At 73.5% G+C, this 20,019-nt stretch carries 19 protein-coding genes; 5 read left to right on the top strand and 14 right to left on the bottom strand.

From position 1 onward, the window contains the following. Nucleotides 1-232: 232 nt before the first annotated feature. The gene (locus GA0070609_RS29100) at nucleotides 233-1,387 is read right to left on the bottom strand and encodes an acyl-CoA dehydrogenase family protein (protein WP_088996744.1); all 1,155 of its coding nucleotides are present in this window, start codon (nucleotides 1,385-1,387) and stop codon (nucleotides 233-235) included. A gap of 100 nt (nucleotides 1,388-1,487) precedes the next feature. Then, nucleotides 1,488-3,020, bottom strand: a complete 1,533-nt coding sequence (locus GA0070609_RS29095) for an acyl-CoA carboxylase subunit beta (RefSeq protein WP_088996743.1) — start codon at nucleotides 3,018-3,020, stop codon at nucleotides 1,488-1,490. 193 nt (nucleotides 3,021-3,213) lie between these two features. Here GA0070609_RS29095 and GA0070609_RS29090 point away from each other — a divergent pair, with 193 nt between their 5' ends. Next, nucleotides 3,214-3,564 carry a hypothetical protein gene (locus tag GA0070609_RS29090; RefSeq protein ID WP_157748324.1) on the top strand — a complete coding sequence of 117 codons (351 nt, stop codon included), beginning with the start codon at nucleotides 3,214-3,216 and terminating at the stop codon, nucleotides 3,562-3,564. Between the two features lie 34 nt (nucleotides 3,565-3,598). On the opposite strand, the gene GA0070609_RS29085 is transcribed toward GA0070609_RS29090, so the two are convergent. The 3 genes from GA0070609_RS29085 to GA0070609_RS29070 all read right to left on the bottom strand — a co-directional run bounded on the left by GA0070609_RS29085 (nucleotide 3,599) and on the right by GA0070609_RS29070 (nucleotide 6,940). Beyond that, entirely contained in the window at nucleotides 3,599-4,519 is a 921-nt protein-coding gene (locus tag GA0070609_RS29085) for a hydroxymethylglutaryl-CoA lyase (RefSeq protein ID WP_088996741.1), read from the bottom strand. A 166-nt stretch (nucleotides 4,520-4,685) separates the two neighbouring features. Next, nucleotides 4,686-6,023, bottom strand: coding sequence for an acetyl-CoA carboxylase biotin carboxylase subunit (locus tag GA0070609_RS29080; protein WP_088996740.1), 1,338 nt, complete (start codon nucleotides 6,021-6,023; stop codon nucleotides 4,686-4,688). 293 nt (nucleotides 6,024-6,316) lie between these two features. Continuing rightward, nucleotides 6,317-6,940, bottom strand: coding sequence for a TetR/AcrR family transcriptional regulator (locus GA0070609_RS29070; RefSeq protein ID WP_088998030.1), 624 nt, complete (start codon nucleotides 6,938-6,940; stop codon nucleotides 6,317-6,319). A 108-nt stretch (nucleotides 6,941-7,048) separates the two neighbouring features. Here GA0070609_RS29070 and GA0070609_RS29065 point away from each other — a divergent pair, with 108 nt between their 5' ends. Next, entirely contained in the window at nucleotides 7,049-8,395 is a 1,347-nt protein-coding gene (locus tag GA0070609_RS29065) for an MFS transporter (RefSeq protein WP_088996739.1), read from the top strand. On the opposite strand, the gene GA0070609_RS29060 is transcribed toward GA0070609_RS29065, so the two are convergent. The 5 genes from GA0070609_RS29060 to GA0070609_RS29040 form a co-directional block, all read right to left on the bottom strand. After that, nucleotides 8,283-8,855, bottom strand: coding sequence for a VanZ family protein (locus tag GA0070609_RS29060; protein WP_088996738.1), 573 nt, complete (start codon nucleotides 8,853-8,855; stop codon nucleotides 8,283-8,285). The two genes, GA0070609_RS29065 and GA0070609_RS29060, sit on opposite strands and share 113 nt — an antisense overlap. Before the next feature lie 214 nt (nucleotides 8,856-9,069). Then, nucleotides 9,070-11,463 (bottom strand): ATP-binding cassette domain-containing protein, encoded by a 2,394-nt coding sequence (locus tag GA0070609_RS29055; protein ID WP_088996737.1) that lies wholly within the window; start codon nucleotides 11,461-11,463, stop codon nucleotides 9,070-9,072. A gap of 64 nt (nucleotides 11,464-11,527) precedes the next feature. Further along, the gene (locus tag GA0070609_RS29050; RefSeq protein WP_088998029.1) at nucleotides 11,528-11,938 is read right to left on the bottom strand and encodes a VOC family protein; all 411 of its coding nucleotides are present in this window, start codon (nucleotides 11,936-11,938) and stop codon (nucleotides 11,528-11,530) included. A 38-nt stretch (nucleotides 11,939-11,976) separates the two neighbouring features. Next, nucleotides 11,977-12,393: a helix-turn-helix transcriptional regulator gene (locus GA0070609_RS29045; RefSeq protein WP_088996736.1), complete on the bottom strand. Its 417-nt coding sequence runs from the start codon at nucleotides 12,391-12,393 to the stop codon at nucleotides 11,977-11,979. 119 nt (nucleotides 12,394-12,512) lie between these two features. Continuing rightward, complete coding sequence (locus GA0070609_RS29040) at nucleotides 12,513-13,691, bottom strand: FAD-dependent oxidoreductase (RefSeq protein ID WP_088996735.1); 1,179 nt, start codon at nucleotides 13,689-13,691, stop codon at nucleotides 12,513-12,515. 106 nt (nucleotides 13,692-13,797) lie between these two features. Between GA0070609_RS29040 and GA0070609_RS29035 the strand changes: the two genes are divergently transcribed. The 3 genes from GA0070609_RS29035 (at nucleotide 13,798) to GA0070609_RS29025 (ending at nucleotide 16,154) form a co-directional block, all read left to right on the top strand. Then, on the top strand, nucleotides 13,798-14,370 hold the full coding sequence (locus GA0070609_RS29035) for a TetR/AcrR family transcriptional regulator (protein ID WP_088996734.1): 573 nt from the start codon (nucleotides 13,798-13,800) through the stop codon (nucleotides 14,368-14,370). Between the two features lie 75 nt (nucleotides 14,371-14,445). Further along, a complete protein-coding gene (locus GA0070609_RS29030) occupies nucleotides 14,446-14,976 on the top strand; it encodes a SigE family RNA polymerase sigma factor (protein ID WP_088996733.1) in 531 nt (176 codons plus the stop codon). Next, complete coding sequence (locus GA0070609_RS29025) at nucleotides 14,973-16,154, top strand: hypothetical protein (RefSeq protein ID WP_088996732.1); 1,182 nt, start codon at nucleotides 14,973-14,975, stop codon at nucleotides 16,152-16,154. Before GA0070609_RS29030 ends, GA0070609_RS29025 begins: the two co-directional genes overlap by 4 nt. A gap of 86 nt (nucleotides 16,155-16,240) precedes the next feature. Here the strand turns inward: GA0070609_RS29025 and GA0070609_RS29020 are convergent, their stop codons facing one another. The 4 genes from GA0070609_RS29020 to GA0070609_RS29005 all read right to left on the bottom strand — a co-directional run bounded on the left by GA0070609_RS29020 (nucleotide 16,241) and on the right by GA0070609_RS29005 (nucleotide 19,936). Continuing rightward, the gene (locus GA0070609_RS29020) at nucleotides 16,241-17,143 is read right to left on the bottom strand and encodes a sulfurtransferase (RefSeq protein WP_088996731.1); all 903 of its coding nucleotides are present in this window, start codon (nucleotides 17,141-17,143) and stop codon (nucleotides 16,241-16,243) included. Between the two features lie 189 nt (nucleotides 17,144-17,332). Further along, nucleotides 17,333-18,100 carry an SGNH/GDSL hydrolase family protein gene (locus tag GA0070609_RS29015; RefSeq protein WP_088996730.1) on the bottom strand — a complete coding sequence of 256 codons (768 nt, stop codon included), beginning with the start codon at nucleotides 18,098-18,100 and terminating at the stop codon, nucleotides 17,333-17,335. Between the two features lie 168 nt (nucleotides 18,101-18,268). Next, on the bottom strand, nucleotides 18,269-19,330 hold the full coding sequence (locus GA0070609_RS29010; RefSeq protein ID WP_157748323.1) for a hypothetical protein: 1,062 nt from the start codon (nucleotides 19,328-19,330) through the stop codon (nucleotides 18,269-18,271). 222 nt (nucleotides 19,331-19,552) lie between these two features. Beyond that, nucleotides 19,553-19,936 (bottom strand): hypothetical protein, encoded by a 384-nt coding sequence (locus GA0070609_RS29005; RefSeq protein ID WP_088996728.1) that lies wholly within the window; start codon nucleotides 19,934-19,936, stop codon nucleotides 19,553-19,555. Between the last annotated feature and the right edge of the window lie 83 nt (nucleotides 19,937-20,019).

Below are 20,019 nucleotides of genomic sequence, written 5' to 3'. Positions count from 1 at the left end.
CGACAGCCCGAACCGCCGTACGCGGGAACGGCGCGTCCTGGCACGCCGCCGCCCACGGCAGGGAGCTGAGCAGCGGTCGGGCCGCCGCCACCCTCGGCGCGGAGCTGAACCGCGGTCGGGCCGACGTCGCCCCCGGCGCGGAGCTGAGCAGCGGTCGGGCCGCCCTCGGCGCAGAGCTGGGCGACGGTCGGGCCGCCGCCGTGACGCTGGTGGCAGCGGCCCTCGGCGTGGGTCAGAGCCCGAGGTCGCGGGAGATGACCATCCGCTGCACCTCGGAGGTGCCCTCGCCGATCTCCAGGATCTTGGCGTCCCGCCAGAACCGGGCCACCGGGTACTCGTTCATGAAGCCGTAGCCGCCGTGGATCTGGGTGGCCTCCCGCGCGTTGTCCACCGCGACAGTGCTGGCGTGCAGCTTGGCGATGGCCGCCTGCCGCTTGAACGGCTCACCGGCGAGCATCCGGGCGGCGGCGTCGTAGTAGGCCAGCCTGGCGGTGTGCGCCTTCATCTCCATGTCGGCGATCTTGAACTGGATCGCCTGGTAGTTCCCGATCGGCTGGCCGAAGGCGTGCCGCTCCTTGGCGTACTTGATCGACTCGTCGACGCAGCCCTGGGCGAGACCGACGGCGAGCGCGGCGATGGCGATCCGTCCCTCGTCGAGGATGCGCAGGAACTGGGCGAAGCCCCGGCCCCGCTCGCCGAGCAGGTTGGCCGCCGGCACCCGGCAGTCGTCGAAGGTCAGCTCGTGGGTGTCCGAGGCGGTCCAGCCGACCTTGGAGTAGCCCGGCGCGACGCTGAAGCCCGGCGTGCCGGAGGGGACGATGATGGTGGAGAGTTCCTTGCTGCCGTCCGGCCGGGTACCGGTGACCGCGGTGACCGTGACCAGGGCGGTGATGTCGGTGCCCGAGTTGGTGATGAACGCCTTGGAGCCGTTGATCACCCACTCGTTGGTCGACTCGTCCAGCACGGCCCGCGTCTGGGTGCCGCCCGCGTCCGAGCCGAAGCCCGGCTCGGTCAGCCCGAAGCCGGCCAGCGCCTCGCCGCTGAGCAGCTTCGGCAGCCACTGCGCCCGCTGCTCGTCGGTACCGAACCGGTAGATCGGCATGGCGCCCAGCGAGACCGCCGCCTCCAGCGTGATCGCCACGCTGGAGTCGACCCGGGCCAGCTCCTCCAGGGCCAGGCAGAGGGCGAAGTAGTCGCCGCCCATCCCGCCGTGCTCCTCGGGGAAGGGGAGCCCGAAGAGCCCCATCTTGCCCATCTGCCGGATCACCTCGTACGGGAAGGTGTGCTTCTCGTAGTGCTCGGCGATGACCGGGGCGACCACCTCGCGGGCGAATTCCCGCACGCTCTCCCGCAGCGCCTCTTGCTCCTCGGTGAGCCGGAAGTCCATGGAATCCTCCTGTGTGACGGGCCACCGGGCGCTCGTGACGCCGGGGGGCGGGGCGCTGGTGCGGGTGGGCCCGCGCCGGCCGGTTGGGCCGGCGACGGGGTCAGACCGGGGTGACGCCGTGCCGGCGCCGGGAGAAGTGCCGTTCCTTGTGCCGGGCCGCGGCGAACCGACGGACCAGCTCGGCGCGCAGTTCGTGCGGCTCGACGATCGCGTCCACCACCAGCTCGCTGGCGAGCCGGACGATGTCGATGTCCCGCTCGTACTCCTCGCGCTTGGCGGTGACGAAGGCGGCCCGCTCGGCCTCGTCCTCGATCGCCGCGATCTTGTTGGCGTAGACCGCGTTCACCGCCGCCTCGGCGCCCATCACCGCGATCTTGGCGGTGGGCAGCGCGATGGTGGCGTCCGGCTCGAAGCCGGGGCCGGCCATCGCGTAGAGGCCGGCGCCGTACGCCTTGCGGACCACCACGCAGATCTTCGGCACGGTGGCCTCGGAGATCGCGGTGATCATCTTGGCGCCGTGCCGGATGATGCCCTGCTTCTCCACCGCGCTGCCGACCATGAAGCCGGGTACGTCGCTCAGGAAGAGCAGCGGCACGTTGAACGCGTCGCAGAGCTGCACGAACCGGGTCGCCTTGTCGGCCGAGTCGACGAAGAGCACACCGCCCTTGAACATCGAGTTGTTGCCGACCACGCCGACGACCTCGCCGTTCAGCCGGCCGAAGCCGATGGTCAGCTCCTTGGCCCAGAGCGCCTGGATCTCGAAGAAGGAACCCTCGTCGAGCAGGCCCTTGACGTACCGCCGCATGTCGAACGCCTGCCGCTCGCTCGCCGGCACCAGCGCGGCCAGATCGGCCTTCTCCGGCGCGGGCACGGCCTCGGCGGCCGGCGGGGCCTGCGTCCAGTTCGCCGGCAGGTACGACAGGTAGCGCCTCACCACGTCGAGCGCGTCGGCCTCGGTCTTGCAGAGGAAGTGCCCGACGCCGGACTCGGCGCAGTGCACCTTCGCCCCGCCCATCGCCTCCAGCGTGGTCTTCTCGCCGGTGACCATCTCGACCATCCGGTCGGAGCCGAGGTACATGCTGGCGTTGCCGTCGACCATGGCCACCACGTCGCAGAACGCCGGGATGTACGCCCCACCGGCCGCGCTCGGCCCGAACAGGGCGCAGACCTGCGGGATCGAGCCGGAGGCGCGTACCTGGTTCCAGAAGATCTTGCCGGCGCCGCGCCGGCCGGGGAAGAGCTCGACCTGGTCGGTGATCCGGGCGCCGGCCGAGTCGACCAGGTAGACCATCGGCACGCCGGTCGAATAGGCCCGCTCGATGATCCGGATGATCTTCTCGACGGTACGCGCGCCCCAGCTGCCGGCCTTGACCGTGGAGTCGTTGGCCATCAGGCAGACCGGGCGGCCGTCGATGGTGGCGGTGCCGGTCACCACGCCGTCGGCGGGCAGCCCCTCGGCCATCGCGTTGGCGTAGAGGCCGTCCTCGACGAAGCTGCCCTCGTCGACCAGGAGCGCCACCCGCTCCCGGGCGAAGAGCTTGCCCTTGGCGGCGTTCGCCGCGTGGTACTTGTCCGCACCGCCGGCCCGGGCCCGCTTGCGCAGCTGCTCCAGTGCCTCACCGTCGAGCGTCACGCCGACTCCCTCGCCCCCTGGGGCCGGTCGCCTCGTGGGCGAACCGACCAACCTGAACGATCGTTAGGCTAGCGCATCGTCCTCCGCTTCGGCGACCCGCCGGGCGGTCACCGCCCCCCACGGCCGCGCGGTTGACCGTCATACTTCGACCACACACCGGAGCCGCACCTCCGACTCGACGGGAGCATGCGGAATGACCGACTCGAGGCCGTCCGCCCCGGACCACAGGAGGCGAACGGCGATCTCCGCCGTTCTCGTGATCGCCGCCGTCGTGATCCTGCCGTGGTTCGCCTTCGTGCTGGCGTGGTACTCCCCGCAGGCCACCAGCCGCGGCTACTGGGACGCCGACTTCGGTCGGCACATCCCGGACACCAGGGTGTGGTGGTGGTCCGCAGCGGCCTGCTGGGCGCTCACCCTCGGCTCCCTCGTCCTCTGCTTCAATCGGCGGAAGGCCGCCGGGCGATGGTGGATCTGGCCGGTGTCGAGGGTCGCCTTCATCATCACCGCCTTCGTGACCCTCCAACGGGTCGGGGCGGGTGTGTGACGGTCCGCCGGGAACCCGCCCAGGCGGCCCCGGGTCAGGACGGGAGCGGGGTGAGGCGGGTACGGGGACCGGCGCGCAGGACGCCGCTCGGCAGCTTCTTGCCGATCAGTTCCTCGGCCAGCTCGGCCACCTCGACCAGGGCGTCCAGGTCGATCCCGGTGTCGATGCCCATGTCGTGCAGCATGTGCACCGCCTCCTCGGTGGCCAGGTTGCCGCTGGCCCCCGGCGCGTACGGGCAGCCACCGAGGCCACCGACGCTGGCGTCGAACTCGGTCACCCCCAGTTCCAGCGCGGTCAGCAGGTTGGCCAGCGCGGTGCCCCGGGTGTTGTGGAAGTGCAGCAGCACGGGGATGTGCGCGTTGCGGTCGCGTACCGCGGTCAGCAGGTCGCGGACCCGGCGCGGAGTGCCCATGCCGGTGGTGTCGCCGAACGCCACCCGGTCCGCGCCGTCGCGGACCACCCGGTCCACGATGGCGGCCACCCGGGCCGGGTCGGTGTCCCCCTCGTACGGGCAGCCGAAGCTGGTCGCGATGATCACCTCGGCCTGCGCGCCGGCGCCGTGCAGCAGGTCGATCAGCTCGGCGATGTCGTCCAGCGACTCCTCGGTGGACCGGTTCACGTTGCGCCGGTTGTGCGTGTCGCTGGCCGAGACCACCACCTCGATCTCGGTGAACCCGGCGGCCAGGGCACGCTGTGCGCCCCGGGTGTTCGGGACCAGCGCCGAGTAGCGCACCCCGTCGGCCTTGGCGGCCCGCTGCCACACCTCATCGGCGTCGGCCATCTGCGGGATCGCCTTCGGGTGCACGAACGACACCGCCTCGATCCGCCGCACGCCGGTGCCCGAGAGCGCGTCGAGCAGGCGCACCTTGGCGTCGGTCGGGATCGGCTCCTCGTTCTGCAGTCCGTCGCGCGGCCCGACCTCCCGGATCGACACGAAGTTCGGCAGGCTCGTCATAAGGGGTCACCTCACTGTGACGAAATGCTGGTCCTGGTCCCCCCCACCCTCCCACCCTCACCCCACTCCCCGCACCCACCCGCCCCCAGCCTGGTCGATCATGAAGTTGTTGTGGGTCGTGCCGGCGTGTCGCGGCAACAACTTCATGATCAACGGGGGGTAGGGGTCAGCGCATCCGGCCCACTATGCCGGTGTCGTAGTTGCCGGAGAGGAACTCCTCGTTCTCCAGCAGCTCGGCGAAGAAGGGGAGGTTGCACTTCGGGCCGGCGACCTCGAACTGGGCCACCGCGGCCCGGGCCCGCTCGATCGCCTCGGCCCGGCTGGGGCCGCTGACGATCAGCTTGGCCATCAGGCTGTCGTAGAACGGGGTGACCGTGTTGCCGGCGACGTAGCCGGAATCGACCCGCACGCCCTCGCCGGCCGGCTCGTTCCAGGTGCTGATCGCACCCGGGCCGGGCAGGAAGCGCTTCGGGTCCTCGGCGTTGATCCGCAGCTCGATGGCGTGCCCGCGCGGTGCGAGCGCGTCCGGGTCGAAGGTCGGGGCCAGCCCGGCGGCGACCCGCAGCTGCTCCTCGACCAGGTCGACCCCGTAGACCAGCTCGGTGACCGGGTGCTCGACCTGGAGCCGGGTGTTCATCTCCAGGAAGAAGAACTCCTGCGTGGCCGGGTCGAGCAGGCACTCCACCGTGCCCGCGTTGCGGTAGCCGACCGCCTCACCGGCCCGCACGGCCGCCGCCAGGAAGCGCTCGCGCAGCTCCGGCGAGACCGCCGGCGACGGCGACTCCTCGACCAGCTTCTGGTTGCGCCGCTGCACCGAGCACTCCCGCTCGCCCAGGGCCACCACCCGGCCGCCGGCCAGGCCGAGGATCTGCACCTCAACGTGGCGCACCCGGGGGAAGTACCGCTCGATCAGCACCGAGCCGTCGCCGAACATCCGCTCGGCGAACGAGCGCACCTTGTCGTACTCGGTGCGCAGCGCGGCCTCGTCGTTCGCCACGCCCATGCCCATGCCCCCGCCGCCGGCCGCCGCCTTGACCATCACCGGGTAGCCGATCTCCGCCGCCGCGGCGACCGCCGCGTCCAGGTCGGCCGCCGGGTCGGTGGTGCCGGGCGCCACCGGCACGCCGGCCGCCGCCATCAGGTTCCGGGCGTTGATCTTGTCGCCCATCGCGCTGATCGCGTCCGCGCCGGGTCCGACCCAGATCAGCCCGCTCGCCTCGACGGTACGGGCGAAGTCGGCGTTCTCCGACAGGAAGCCGTAGCCGGGGTGGATGGCCTGCGCGCCGGTCGACTTGGCGGCGGCGAGGATGGCCTCGACGTTGCGGTAGCTCTGGGCCGGGTTGGCCGGGCCCACACAGACCGCCTCGTCGGCCTCGGTCACGAACGGCAGGCCGGCGTCGGCCTCCGAGTGCACCGCGATCGCGCGGACGCCGAGCCGCCTGGCGGTACGGATGATCCGACGGGCGATCTCGCCCCGGTTGGCGACCAGCAGCGACTCGATCATTCTTCCTCCCAGCGTCCAAGGATTGGGACGCTGACAGCGAACCACGCCGCCCCCACCACCCACGAGCCCCACCCCACCCATCCGACTCCCGCCGGACTCCCGCCACCGTCCCGCCCGACCTTTTGCCCGTTGATCAAGGGGTTTGCGTCAGAAGAACACCACCCGTTCCCCGACACAAACCCCTTGATCACCAGAGCAGGGGCCGGGGGCAGGGCCGGGGCCGAGGGTCGTGCCCGGGGGCCAGAGGGCCGGGGCCGGGCGGCCGGGGCCGGGCGGCCGGGGCCGGGGTGGGGTCAGGCGGGAGGGGTGGGGGCCAGGAGGGCGGCGAGGGTGGCGCCGCGGAGGAGTTCGGCGCGGCGGCGGCGGTCCACCTCGCCGCCGAGGAACGGGGTGGAGTTCATCAGGCCGAACGCGGCGTGGGCCAGCACCCGCGCCTCGCCGTCGGGCATCCCCGGGTGCAGCGCGGTCAGCACGGTCACCCACTCCTCGACGTAGAGCCGCTGGAGCCGGCGGATCCGGCGGCGCGGCTCGTCCGGGAGGCGGTCCAGCTCGTGCAGGTGCAGGGCGATCACCGCCGGATTCGCCAGGGCGAAGTCGACGTGGAAGTCGATCAACGACTCCAGCGCGGCGCGCGGGTCGTCCGGGTGGCCGGCGGAGCGCTCCCGGCCGCCGGCGAGCAGCCCCTCGCTGACCGGGATCAGCGCGGCGACCAGCATCGCCTCCTTGCCGGCGAAGTGGTGGTAGAGCGCCGGGCCGGTGACCCCGGCGGCCGCGCCGATGTCGTCCATCGAGACGCCGTGGTAGCCGCGCGCGGCGAAGAGGCCGACCGCGATCTCCAGGATCTCGTCCTTGCGGGACCGGCGCCGACCCGACCCCGTGGCTCCGTTCGTGCCCCGTGCCTGCTGCTCCACCGTCACCGGGCAAGCGTAGACCGCGCGCCGCACCACGTGGAGGCTCGGTTACCCGTCGGTTGGGTCACTCCCCGGGTTGACCCTCGACCCGGTCGAGCCCGCAGGGTCGCCGGCATGACCGCACCCCGGCTCGGCCGCGACTACCACCTGCTCTGGTCCGCCGCCGTCTCGTCCCGGTTCGGCGACGCCCTGCGTACGCCGGCCCTGGCCCTGCTGGCCGCCACGCTGACCCGGGACCCGCGGGTGATCGCCGCGGTGACCGTCGCCGCCCAGTTGCCGCCGCTGCTGTTCGGCCTGCTCGGCGGCGTGTACGCGGACCGCTGGGACCGGCGCCGGACGATGGCGGTGACGGACGGGCTGCGCGCCGCCGTGGTGGGCGGGTTCGCCGTCGCGGTCGCCGTCGACCGGGCCGGGGTGGCCACGCTCCTGCTGGTCGCGTTCCTGCTCGCCACGCTCGGCACGCTCTTCGACGCCGCCGCGTTCGCGCTGCTCCCGGCGGTGGTGCCGGCGGCCGCCCTGCCCCGGGCGAACGGCCGGTTGCAGGCCGGTACGGCGGTGGCCGGCGGCTTCCTCGGCGCCCCCGCCGCCGGCGTCCTCTTCGCCGTCGCCGCACCGCTGCCGTTCGCCCTGGACGCCCTCACCTTCGTCGCCGCCGCCCTGCTCGTCCTCGCCCTCTCAGCCCCTCCCTCACCGCGATCTTGCACCTTCCGCCCTGGCGAACCGGGCGCAAAGCCGCAGAACGAGGGCCATAAGTGCAAGATCGCGGGAGGGAGGCGGCGGGACCAGGGGCGGCGGTCGGTGTGGCGGGAGGCGGCGGACGGGGTGCGGTGGCTCCGTGGGGATCGCACGATGTGGCGGATCACGGTGCTGACCGCGGCGAGCAACCTGGCGATCAGCGGGCTGCTGGCGGTGCTGGTGCTCTACGCGCTCGACGTGCTGCGGGTGCCGCCGGCCGGGTACGGCGGGTTCGCCGCGGCGGCCGTCCTCGGCGGCGTGGCGGGTGCGCTGGGCGCGGGCCGGCTGGCCGGTTGGCTCGGCACCACCGCCGCCCTGCGGGTGGTGCTCGCCGCGCAGACCGTCGCCCTGACCGCATTCGCGCTGGCCCGGCACCCGGTGACCGGTGGGCTCACGCTGGCCGTCTTCGCCGCCGGCAGCACCGTGTGGAACAGCCTCTGGGCGTCGTACGGGCAGCTCCACGTGCCGGCCGACCTGCTCGGCCGGGTGGGCGCGGGCCAGCGGGTGGTCGGGCTGCTCACCGCACCGGTCGGCGCGGCGCTGGCCGGGCTGGTCGGGGCGGCGTACGGCACGGTGCCGGTGGCGGCGGCGGTGGCGGTGATCTTCGCGCTGGTCACCCTCGCGGCGTGGCGGGTGCTGCGACCGGCCGCCCCGGCGCCGCCGCCCACCGCCCCGCCCACCACCGCCGGGACAGCAGCCCGGCCAGCGCCGCACCCGTCGCGTTGAGCAGCACGTCGTCGACCGAGGAGACCCGGCCGAGGTCGAGCGCGTACTGGAGCGACTCGACCAGCACCGAGCCGGCCGCGCCGAGCAGGAAGAGCCGGCCGAGGCCGGCCAGCGCGGGCAGCCGTACCGGGGCGAAGAAGCCCAGTGCGGCGAAGACCAGCAGGTTGCCGACCACCTGGACCACGGCGGTGGCCGCCGGCCCGGTGAGCAGGTCGGCCAGGTCGCGCAGCGGCACCAGGTCGACCTCGCGGGGCGCGTCGCGCGGGGTGAGGATCATCCAGACCCAGGGCAGGGTGCCGGCCAGCGCGCCCACCTCGGCCACGCTGCGACGCCAGGACTCACCGGCGGTCGCCGCGTCCCGGCGGCGCCGGGCCAGCTCGGCGGTGGCCAGGACCAGCAGCGGCAGCCCGGCCAGCGCGGCGAGCACCACGCCGCCCCAGTCACGCCACGCCTGTTCCACCCGCGCAGCCTAGGGCGTCCGGCCGACCGCGCGGGTCAGCCGACCACCAGCGCGGAACGCCAGTCCCGCTGGAACGCCAGTCCCGCTGGAACGCCGGTCCCGCTGGGACCAGGAGGTTCAGTCCAACTGATGTAGAACGCGGGCGCGGAACCTGACCGCCGCCGGGCCGCCGGATCGCTCCGACGGCCCGGCTCCGCGGCCGGGCCGGGGCCGGTCAGGCGCCGACGTAGGCCGCCAGGTGCTCGCCGGTGAGGGTGGAGCGGGCCGCGACGAGGTCGGCGGGGGTGCCCTCGAAGACGATCCGGCCACCGTCGTGACCGGCGCCGGGGCCGAGGTCGATGATCCAGTCGGCGTGCGCCATGACCGCCTGGTGGTGCTCGATGACGATCACCGACTTGCCGGCGTCGACGAGCCGGTCGAGCAGGCCGAGCAGTTGCTCGACGTCGGCGAGGTGGAGGCCGGTGGTCGGCTCGTCGAGGATGTAGACGCCACCCTTCTCGGCCATGTGGGTGGCCAGCTTGAGCCGCTGCCGCTCGCCGCCGGAGAGCGTGGTGAGCGGCTGGCCGAGGCTGAGGTAGCCGAGCCCGACGTCGGCGAGCCGGTCGAGGATGGCGTGCGCGGCCGGCGTACGCGCCTCGCCGGCGCCGAAGAACTCCTCGGCCTCGGTCACCGACATGGCCAGCACCTCGGCGATGTTGCGGCCGCCCAGCGTGTACTCCAGCACCGCCGCCTGGAACCGCTTCCCCTCGCACTCCTCGCAGACGGACTCGACGGTGGCCATGACGCCCAGGTCGGTGTAGATGACCCCGGCGCCGTTGCAGGCCGGGCAGGCGCCCTCCGAGTTGGCGCTGAACAGCGCCGGCTTCACCCCGTTGGCCTTCGCGAACGCCTTGCGGATCGGGTCGAGCAGCCCGGTGTAGGTGGCCGGGTTGCTGCGGCGCGACCCGCGGATCGCGCCCTGGTCGACCACCAGCACGCCGTCGCGGCCGGCGACCGAGCCGTGGATCAGCGAGCTCTTGCCGGAGCCGGCGACGCCGGTGAGCACGCAGAGCACACCGAGCGGGATGTCGACGTCGACGTCGCGCAGGTTGTGCGTCGACGCGCCGCGGACCTCCAGCGCGCCGGCGGGCTTCCGCACCGACTTCTTCAGGCTCGCCCGGTCGTCGAGGTGCCGGCCGGTGATGGTGTCGCTCGCCCGCAGTCCCTCCACCGTGCCCTCGAAGCAGATGGTGCCGCCGCCCGTGCCGGCCCCGGGGCCGAGGTCGACGACGTGGTCGGCGATCGCGATGGTCTCCGGCTTGTGCTCGACCACCAGCACCGTGTTGCCCTTGTCGCGCAGCCGCAGCAGCAGGTCGTTCATCCGCTGGATGTCGTGCGGGTGCAGACCGATGGTGGGCTCGTCGAAGACGTACGTGACGTCGGTGAGGGACGAGCCGAGGTGACGGATCATCTTGGTGCGCTGGGCCTCGCCACCGGAGAGCGTGCCGGCCGGCCGGTCGAGCGAGAGGTAGCCCAGCCCGATCTCGGTGAACGAGTCGAGCAGGTGCTGGAGCCGGCCGAGCAGCGGGGCCACCGAGGGCTCGTCGACCTTGCGGATCCAGTCGGCCAGGTCGCTGATCTGCATCGCGCAGACGTCGGCGATGCTCTTTCCGTTGATCTTCGACGACCGCGCCTCCTTGCTCAGGCGGGTGCCGTCGCACTCCGGACAGGTCGTGAAGGTCACCGCCCGCTCCACGAAGGCGCGGATGTGCGGCTGCATCGACTCGACGTCCTTGGCGAGCATCGACTTCTGGATCTTGGGGATGATGCCCTCGTAGGTCAGGTTGATGCCCTCGACCTTGATCTTGGTCGGCTCCCGGTAGAGCAGGTCGTGCAGCTCCTTCTTGCCGTACTTGCCGATCGGCTTGTCCATGTCGAAGTAGCCGCTGCCGCTGAAGATCCGGCCGTACCAGCCGTCCATGCTGTAGCCGGGGACCTTGATCGCGCCCTCGCTGAGCGACTTGGTCTCGTCGTAGAGCGCCGAGAGGTCGAAGTCGTTGACCGAGCCCATGCCCTCGCAGCGCGGACACATGCCGCCGAGGCGGTGGAAGGTCGCCTTCTCGGTCTTCGTCTTGCCCGCACCGCGCTCGACGGTGATGGCGCCGCTCGCCTTCACCGACGGGACGTTGAACGAGTACGCGTTCGGGGAACCGATGTGCGGCTGGCCGAGTCGGCTGAACAGGATGCGCAGCATCGCGTTGGCGTCGGTGGCGGTGCCGACGGTGGAGCGCGGATTCGCACCCATCCGCTCCTGGTCCACGATGATCGCGGTGGTCAGGCCGTCGAGCACGTCGACCTCGGGCCGCGACAGCGACGGCATGAAGCCCTGCACGAACGCGCTGTAGGTCTCGTTGATCATCCGCTGCGACTCCGCGGCGATCGTGCCGAACACCAGCGAGCTCTTGCCCGAGCCGGAGACACCGGTGAACACCGTCAGCCGGCGCTTCGGGATCTCGATGCTGACGTCCTTGAGGTTGTTCTCCCGCGCGCCCTGCACCCGGATCAGGTCGTGGCTGTCGGCGACCTGCCGCTCCGGCGATCGGTTGTCCGTCCTCGTGGCCCTGCTCATCGTGTCTCCATCCGTAGCGGGGTGGCCGCCTTCGCGGTGTTCGCCGGCGTAGCCCGGCCCGGGCTCAGCGCAGCTCCTGGATGCGGATCATGTTGCCGGCCGGGTCGCGGAACGCGCAGTCGCGGACGCCGTACGGCTGCTCGGTCGGCTCCTGGACCACCTCGGTGCCGGTGGATTCCAGCTTGGCGAAGGTGTCGTCGAGGTCGGTGGTGGCCAGGTTGACGCCGAAGTAGCTGCCCTTGGCCATCAGTTCGAGGATGGTCTGCCGCTCCTCGTCGGTGAGGCCGGGGGTCGCGGTCGGCGGGTGCAGGACGATGGCCGTGTCGGGCTGGCCGGCCGGGCCGACCGTGATCCAGCGCATCCCCGCGTGCCCGACGTCGCCGCGAACCTCGAAGCCGAGGACGTCGCGGTAGAAGGTCAGGGAGGCGTCCGGGTCGGTGTGCGGGAGGAAGCTCGCGTGAATTTTGATGTCCATGCCGGTCACGCTAGTTGCGGCTCGCGGGCCGGCGCTTCTCATTTCCTGACCGGTCTGGTCACCTGTTTCGCCACGCACGCCGGCATGCCAGCGGTCCCGTGCGCCGCCCGCCGCCGGTAGACGCTGGGCGGCATGCCGACCAGTTCGGTGAACCGGGTGCTGAAGGTGCCCAGCGACGCGCAGCCGACCGCGAAACAGACCTCGGTGACGCTGAGGTCACCGCGTCGCAGCAGCGCCATCGCCCGCTCGATGCGCCGGGTCATCAAGTAGCTGTACGGCGACTCGCCGTAGGCGAGCCGGAACTGGCGGCTGAGGTGCCCGGCGGACATGTTCACCCCGCGGGCGAGCGCCTCGACGTCCAGCGGCTGCGCGTACTCCCGGTCGATCCGGTCGCGGACGCGGCGCAGCCGCGCCAGGTCGCGCAGGTGCTGCTCCGGGTCGGCCTTGCTGGTCACCTGGGAAATCGTGCCACGTCCCGACCAGAGTTGCGAAGCAGGCCGCGCGGCCCGGCGCCAGCAGGCCCACGGCGCGGGCAGGGCGGCCAGCGCCGGCGGGCGCGCCGGCAGGGCGGGAGCTACGGGTGTGCGGCCGGTCGGGCACCCCGTGGGCGCTGGTCGAGCCCGGAGAGGCGCAGCGCGACCCGGTGCCGGGCCGGTGGCAGCACGGAGATCAGCCGGAACAGCAGATTCCGGGCCGGCCGGCGGGACGGCGGCAGGGTGGCCAGCCGGGTCAGCCGGTCGGCGAAGCCGACGACCTCCTCGGCCATCGGCCGGCGCCGGGCCGCGTACCCGTCGAGCAGCGTCTCGGGGCCACCCGCGAGCACGTCGGCGAGAGTGCTGCCGAGGTCGACCGCGTCCACGATGCCGAGGTTCATCCCCTGCCCGCCGGCCGGGCTGTGCACGTGCCCGGCGTCGCCGGCGAGCAGCACCGGGCCGGCGCGGAAGGTGTCGGCGATCCGGTGGTGCAGCCGGAACCGGGAACTCCAGAGCACCTCGGTCACCCGGTCGGGGCGCCGGGCCGGCCCGCGCTCGTCGAGCAGCGCCTGGAAGTACCCGGCGTCCGGGTCGGCGGGCGCCTCGTCGACCGCGGCGACCAGCCGGACCACCCCGTCGGGCAGCGGCGCCCAGACCAGCGGGCCGGAGCGGGCGAGGAAGAGGGCCACCTGATCGCGGGGCAGCGCGCTGGTCACCCGGACGTCGGCGAGGGCGAACGACTCCGCGCCGGTGGCCGGCCCGGAGAAGCCGATGCCGGCCTGTTCCCGTACGAGGCTGCGCATGCCGTCCGCGCCGACCAGGTAGCGCGCCCGCACGGTCGCCCCGCCCGCGAAGGCGACCGTCGCGCCGGCGGCGTCGACCGCCAGCCCGGTCACCTGGTACGGCCGCAGCACGGTCACCCCGAGCGCGGCGAGTTCCCCGGTGAGCACCTCCTCGGTGACCGACTGGGAGACCATCAGCGCGTAGGCGTGCCGCGACGGCAGGGTGCGGAACGGCACGGTGAGCAGCACCCGGTCGCGGTCGCGCACGGTGAACCCCGGCGAGCGCAGCCCGCGCGCGATGAGCGGAGCGGCGGCGCCGATCCGGTCCAGCTCCTCCAGGGTGTACGCGTGCACGACCGCCGCCCGGGAGGTGACCGGCGGCCGCTCCAACCGGTCGACGACGGTCACCTCGGCCCCGCGCCGGGCCAGCGCGAGCGCGGCGGTCAGCCCGGTCGGACCGGCCCCCACCACCAGGACGTCCGTGCTCGTGGGCAGCATGACCGCACCTCCTCGTCTATGCCAACACGTGTTGGCCAACGTATGTTGGCAACGCTAGACCCGTCCCCGCTGGAGTGTCAACAGTTGTTGGCATACGGTCGTAGGCATGACCGAGCCGACCGCGACCCGTCCCCGCCGCTCCGACGCCACGAGGGCCGCGATCCTCCGTGCCGCCCGGGAGCGCTTCGCCGCGGAGGGCTACGACCGGGCCACCATCCGGGCCATCGCTGCCGACGCGCGGATCGACCCGTCGATGGTGATGCGCTACTACGGCAGCAAGGAGGGGCTGTTCGCCGCCGCCGCCGAGTTCGACCTGCGGCTGCCCGACCTGGCCGACGTACCGCCCAACCAGCTCGGCGAGGTGCTGGTCCGGCACTTCCTCGACCGCTGGGAGAGCGACGAGACGATGGCCGCGCTGCTGCGTACGGCGGCCACCAACCCGGGCGCGGCCGAACGGATCCGGGCCATCTTCGCCGAGCAGGTCGCTCCGGCGGTGGCCCAGGCCGCACCCGCGGACCTGCCCCGGCGGGCCGGGCTGTTCGCCAGCCAGATGCTCGGGCTGGCGCTCACCCGCTACGTGCTGCGGCTGCCGCCCATGGTCGAGATGGACCGGGCCGACCTGGTCGCCTGGGTCGCGCCGACCGTCCAGCGCTACCTGCTGGGCACCCCCGGCGCCTGACCGCCCAACCTTTTCCGGGTTCCGGTGCGTCTGGCTGGTGACGCCGAACGCGGCGGCCGGCCGGAGGGAGGGTGGATGGCACCGGCGACGACCGACGACGGACGGGACGGCTACGTCCGCTTCGTCGAGGCGCACCAGCACCGGCTGCTGCGCGCCGCGTACCTGATCTGCGGCAACCGGCACCAGGCCGAGGACCTGCTCCAGGACGCGCTGCTCAAGCTCGCGCTGCGCTGGCCGGCGGTGCGCGACGGCGACCCGGCCGCGTACGTGCGGGCGATCCTCTACCGGGACGCGGTCTCCTGGTGGCGGCGGCGCCGGCGGGAGTGGCTGGCGGCGTACCCGCCGGAGCGGGCGGCCCGGGACCGGGACGGGGAGCTGCGGCTCGCCCTGCACGCCGCCCTCGGTCAACTGCCGCCCCGGCAGCGCGCGGTGCTGGTGCTGCGCTACTTCGAGGACCTGACCGAGACGGCCACCGCCGAGGCGCTCGGAGTCACCGTCGGCACGGTGAAGAGCCAGTGCCACGCGGCCCTGCGCCGGCTCCGTGAGGTGGCGCCCGAGCTGGGCCGCGAGGACGGCCTGCCCAGCGGGATGGAGGTGAACCCGTGAGGGAAGAGGAGCTGACCCGGCTGCTGACCGTGGCCACCGAGGACGTCCAACCGGCGCATCCCGCGTCCGCCGGCTGGGAGCGGGCCCGCCGCGTCCGGCGCCACCGCCGGGCCGCCGGGGCCGCCGCGGTGGCGGTGGTCCTGCTCTCCGGCGGTACGGCGCTGGCCCTGCGCCCCGCCGACGGGCCGGCGCCGATCACGCCCGCCACGCCGACCGTACGCCCGGTGCCGAGCGCGTCGCCGGTGCAGCGGCCGCCGGAGCGGCTGAGCTATCCCGGTGACCCGCTCGGCCGCCTCGGCGACCCGGTGGCCGCACCGCTCTCCGCCCGCCCGGTCCGCCAGGCGCTGGCCCTCTACCAGCCGGTCGACCCGGCGACCGGCGTCGAGGGGCGGATCCGGGTGCTCGGCGACGACGGCATCGTGCGCGACCTCGACGTGTTCACCCCGGCCCGCACCCGAGACGCCGAGGGCAACCACGCGGTGCCGCTGAAGACCGGCAGCCTCTCCCCGGACGGGCGGCTGGCCGCCTTCGCCCAGACCGACCTGGTCGCCGTGGTCGACCTGACCACCGCGACGGTCAGCCGCTACCCGCTCAAGGGCTACCTGGAGCACGTCCTCTGGGCCGGCGACCGGCTCCTGGTCGGCGACGAGGCCGCCACGTACGAGGTGGACCGGAGCAGCGGGGCCGCCCGGCGGCTGAAGGCGTACCCCTGGGATCTGGTCACCCCCGACCCGGCGCAACCGACGGACGGCCTGCTGGAGGTGGGTGGCGCCCTGGAGAGCCTGCGGCTGCGGCAGTGGAGCGGCGACGAGACGATGCGCGGCGACACCCCGCTCGACCTGCGCGCGCTGCCCAGCGGCAACCGGGTCGACGAGTTCTACGGGCGCGGCTGGCGGCACGGCGACCTGGTGGCCCGGGCCGGCTGGCTCACCACCGGCCAGTTCCAGGGGGTCGAGGGGGTGGCGGTGCTGAACGCCCGCACCGGCGTGGTGACCCGCCTGCTCGACCTGGGCCGGGACCGCTGGAAGGGCTGCTGCGAGGTGCTCGGCTGGGACGCCGACGGCGCGGTGCTGCTCCGCCACGATCCGGGCGGGCTGCTGCGCTGGCAGCCGGAGACCGGGGAGATCACCGGGGTGGTCCGCGACCTGTACGGCGAGGTCTCCCTCGCCGCCGGCTGAGCCCCGTCGCACCGCCCCGGGGTCGCGCCGCGGAAGGGGCCGGACCCCGCGCGACCGCGAACCGGTGCGCGGGGCCGGCGGACCGCTCAGCTCTCCAGCCCGCCGGGCTGGTCGCCCTTCACGACGGGGGCGCGGACCAGGTTGCCCCACTCGGTCCACGAGCCGTCGTAGTTGCGCACCTGCGGGTAGCCGAGCAGGTGGCGCAACACGAACCAGGTGTGGCTGGACCGCTCGCCGATCCGGCAGTACGCCACGATGTCGTCGGCCGGGCTCAGCCCGAGCTGGTCGGCGTAGATGGCCTTCAGCTCGTCGGGCGACTTGAAGGTGCCGTCGTCGTTGGCCGCGGACTTCCACGGCTTGTTGACGGCGCCCGGGATGTGCCCGCCGCGCAGCGCGCCCTCCTGCGGGTAGTCCGGCATGTGCAGCATCTCGCCGGTGTACTCGCCGGGCGAGCGGACGTCGACCAGCGGCCGGCCGGCCGCCACGTGCGCCATCACCTGCTCGCGGTAGGCCCGGATCGGCGCGTCGTCGCGCTGCGGCACCGGGTAGTCGGCGCGCGGCCGGGTCACCTTGTCGCGGGTCAGCTCCCGCCCCTCGGCGATCCACTTCTGCCGGCCGCCGTCGAGCAGCCGCACGTCCGGGTGGCCGAAGAGGGAGAAGACCCAGAGGGCGTACGCGGCCCACCAGTTGAAGTTGTCGCCGTAGAAGACGACCGTGTCGTCCCGGCCGATGCCCTTGGCGGCGCAGAGTTCGGCGAAACTCTTCGCGTCGAGGTAGTCGCGGGTCACCTGGTCGTTCAGCTCCAGGTGCCAGTCGATCTTCAAGGCGCCGGGAAGGTGGCCGGTGTCGTAGAGCAGCACGTCCTCGTCGCACTCGACCACGACGAGGCCCTCGTCGCCCAGGTGCTCGGCCAGCCAGCCGGTGGTGACCAGCCGCTGCGGGTCCGCGTAGGACTGGAGTCGGGGATCGGGATCGCTCGGCACAGACATGATCCCCAAGGTACGCCGGATCCCGCCCCGCCGAGCGGCCATCCCAGATCGAGTGCAGCAGATGCGCTGCACAACCCGCGCCCTCCCCGGACCACCCCCGCGATCTTGCACCTTCTGCCCGGGCAGAAGGGTCATATGACAACGAAACGAGGGCCGAAAGTGCAAGATCGCGGGGGAAGGGGGGGTGGGTCAGTCGGTGATCGGGGACAACGTGGGGCGCTTGGCCGTGACGGTGTCGCCGGAGGAGCGGCCCGTCAGGCGGCGCTTGATCCAGGGGGCCAGGTGCTGGCCGACCCAACGCAGGTCGTCCGCGCGGGCGACCAGCCACGGCTTCGGCAGTGGGCGGTCGGGCACCAGCAGCCAATCGTCGTCGCAGCCGACGCCGAGCGCGCCCAACACCTGCGCGGCCACCCGCCGGTGCCCGGCCGGAGAGAGGTGCAGCCGGTCGGTGCTCCACAGCATCGGGTTGAGGTAGGTGTCGTCGGCGTACAGGTCGACCAGGATCGCGCCGTGCCGCTCGGCGGTCTCGCCCACCGCCCGGTTGAGCAGTTCCACCCGGGGCGCGACGAGCCGCTGCCCGGGCAGCCGGGCCATCACGTCGGCGAACCGGAAGAGGACCACGTCGGCGCCGCCGGAGCGCAGTTCCCGCACCACGTCGTCGAAGCGGGCGACCAGGGCGTCCGGGTCGAAGGTGCGGCGGAGGACATCGTTCCCGCCGGCCGCGAAGCTGATCAGATCGGGCTTCATGGCGACCGCCTCGGGCACCTGGTTGGCCACCACGTCCGGGAAGAGCCGGCCCCGGATGGCCAGGTTCGCGTACCGGAAGTCGGGGCCGGCCTCGGCGGCGAGCCGGGTGGCGACCAGGTCGGCCCAGCCCCGGTAGGTGCCGTCCGGGTACGGGTCGTCCATCCCCTCGGTGAAGCTGTCCCCCACCGCCACGTAACTGCGCCAGCGCACGTCTGCCACTCCGGCCTCCGGTCCGATCCGCGTCGGTCGGTCAGTCTTCCACCGGCCGGTCGCCGTGGTGGCCCGGCCACCGGGTCGGTGTGGCGACCCCCACGCCGTACGGCGAACGGCGGGCCACCCCCCGTCGGTGTGGCCCGCCGTTCCCGTTCGTGCCGTGGGTCAGAGCAGGTAGCCCCGCGGGGTGCCGGCCGGCACCTTCAGGCTCCCCAGCACCCGGCCGTCCACGGCGTACCGGACCAGCCGGTAGGCGGGCGCGTCGTCGCCGTAGGTGCCGGTGTCGACCTGGGCGACCAGCGTGCCGCCAGGCAGGAAGCGGACCTGCTTGATGGCGCCGTGGCCGGTGGCCTTGGTCCACGCCGGGTCGAGCGGAGTCAGCTCGGTGGCGGCGCCGGTGGCGACGTCCACCCGGTAGTTGCGGATCCGCCAGGTGCAGCCGCACTCGCCCGGGCTCGGCACGTGGGTGCTGACCACGACGTGCCGGCCGTCCAGCGAGAAGCCGGCCAGGCTGTGGATCTTCAGGTCGCCGGGGATGCGGGGCTGGACGGTGCGGAAGGCCCCGCTGGAGTCACCGAGGCGCAACGACCGGTCCTCGACGAAGCCGATCATGCCGTTCGCGACGACCGGGCAGCTGCGCTGGTGGGTGGCGATGACGTGGCGACCCTTGCCGTCGACCCGGACCCCGACCACCGTCCAGTCGCGCTCGCTGCCCTCGGTGTACACCACCGTGAGGTTGTCGATCCAGCGCGGCGTGCAGCTCAGGGTGCCCGCGATCGGCACCGACACCGCCGACCCGCCCTCGAAAGCACTGATCGTCAGGCGGTGCGGGTTCGTCGACCGCCAGGCCGCCCGCCGGCCGTCCGGGGAGGCGACCACCTCGCCGGCCGCCACCCGGTCACCGGGGCGTCCCTCGCGGACCAGCTCCCAACGCCCGTCCGGGGTGCTGCGCCAGATCCGGGCCGGGGCGTCGTCCGTGCCGTAAGCCTGCGCGGAGTGCCAGGTGAGCTGCGGCCAGCTCAGCTGGCTGGCGCCACCCGAGGGAGCCGACGGGCGGGGGTGGGCCGTCGCGGAGCCGCCCGCGCCGCCCTGGTCGGTGGCGGCGACGCTCACCGCGGCCGCCTCGGTGGTGGCGGTGTCCGCCGGGGGGTTGGCGGCGGTGGTCGGGGCCGGCGCGCCGCAGCCGGCGGCAGCGACGGGGAGCAGCACCAGCGCCGCGGCACTCATCAGCACGCGCGGCCGCAGGGCCCGCCGCAGCGCCGAGGTGAAGACGGTACGGGGGTGAGGATGCTGTCCATGGGGGTGGCCTCTCGGGAGTGGATCACGTTGTGACGCCACCCAAGACGCGTCCCTTCCGGACCTCAGTTGCCGCCGATCACTGTTGTTATCCGACAGTTCTTCCCCGTCCCGGGCGGCAACCATCGGCGCGCTGGCGAGCGTCGTGACTGCTCACCGCTCGCCGGCCGCCGGCTCGACCGCCGGCCGCCGGTACGGCCCCCAGGCGACGAACCGCTCGAAGAGTTCGCGCGGGGTGGGGCCGTCGTGCGGGTTCAGCCAGAACAGGTCGTGGGTCGCCTCGTGGTAGAGCCCAGAGAGGTAGACGGCCAGGTCGACGGGGCGGCCGTCGTACTCGACCCGGAGCAGCAGTCGCGCCTCCGCGCAGGGCCAGGGCCGGCCACAGGCCCGGCACAGCCACATGGGACGCAGCGGCAGGTGCGGCACCCGGTCCGCCGGATAGGCCCGGGGCCGGTCGGCGTACGGGCCGAGGCGGGGCACGGGCAGCGGGCCGACCAACACCGGACGCCGTCGGTAGCGGCGGCTCTGGTCGTCCATGTCGACCTCCTCGGGATGCCGGGGCCGGGGCCGCCCGGCACGGGGGAACCGGAGCGGCCCCGGCGCGGCCCGCCCGCCACCGT

Source organism: Micromonospora echinaurantiaca, from assembly GCF_900090235.1.
GTDB classification, from domain to species: Bacteria; Actinomycetota; Actinomycetes; order Mycobacteriales; family Micromonosporaceae; genus Micromonospora; species Micromonospora echinaurantiaca.
Note: the sequence above shows the minus strand (reverse complement) of the source record. Positions and strands in the feature narration are given on the sequence as shown.

Excerpts from the sequence above, each read along its gene's own strand:
- GA0070609_RS29100 (WP_088996744.1), bottom strand. The coding sequence starts at position 1,387 with ATGGACTTCCGGCTCACCGAGGAGCAAGAGGCGCTGCGGGAGAGCGTG.
- GA0070609_RS29090 (WP_157748324.1), top strand. The coding sequence starts at position 3,214 with ATGACCGACTCGAGGCCGTCCGCCCCGGACCACAGGAGGCGAACGGCG.
- GA0070609_RS29085 (WP_088996741.1), bottom strand. The coding sequence starts at position 4,519 with ATGACGAGCCTGCCGAACTTCGTGTCGATCCGGGAGGTCGGGCCGCGC.
- GA0070609_RS29080 (WP_088996740.1), bottom strand. The coding sequence starts at position 6,023 with ATGATCGAGTCGCTGCTGGTCGCCAACCGGGGCGAGATCGCCCGTCGG.
- GA0070609_RS29065 (WP_088996739.1), top strand. The coding sequence starts at position 7,049 with ATGACCGCACCCCGGCTCGGCCGCGACTACCACCTGCTCTGGTCCGCC.
- GA0070609_RS29055 (WP_088996737.1), bottom strand. The coding sequence starts at position 11,463 with ATGAGCAGGGCCACGAGGACGGACAACCGATCGCCGGAGCGGCAGGTC.
- GA0070609_RS29050 (WP_088998029.1), bottom strand. The coding sequence starts at position 11,938 with ATGGACATCAAAATTCACGCGAGCTTCCTCCCGCACACCGACCCGGAC.
- GA0070609_RS29040 (WP_088996735.1), bottom strand. The coding sequence starts at position 13,691 with ATGCTGCCCACGAGCACGGACGTCCTGGTGGTGGGGGCCGGTCCGACC.
- GA0070609_RS29035 (WP_088996734.1), top strand. The coding sequence starts at position 13,798 with ATGACCGAGCCGACCGCGACCCGTCCCCGCCGCTCCGACGCCACGAGG.
- GA0070609_RS29030 (WP_088996733.1), top strand. The coding sequence starts at position 14,446 with ATGGCACCGGCGACGACCGACGACGGACGGGACGGCTACGTCCGCTTC.
- GA0070609_RS29020 (WP_088996731.1), bottom strand. The coding sequence starts at position 17,143 with ATGTCTGTGCCGAGCGATCCCGATCCCCGACTCCAGTCCTACGCGGAC.
- GA0070609_RS29010 (WP_157748323.1), bottom strand. The coding sequence starts at position 19,330 with ATGAGTGCCGCGGCGCTGGTGCTGCTCCCCGTCGCTGCCGCCGGCTGC.
- GA0070609_RS29005 (WP_088996728.1), bottom strand. The coding sequence starts at position 19,936 with ATGGACGACCAGAGCCGCCGCTACCGACGGCGTCCGGTGTTGGTCGGC.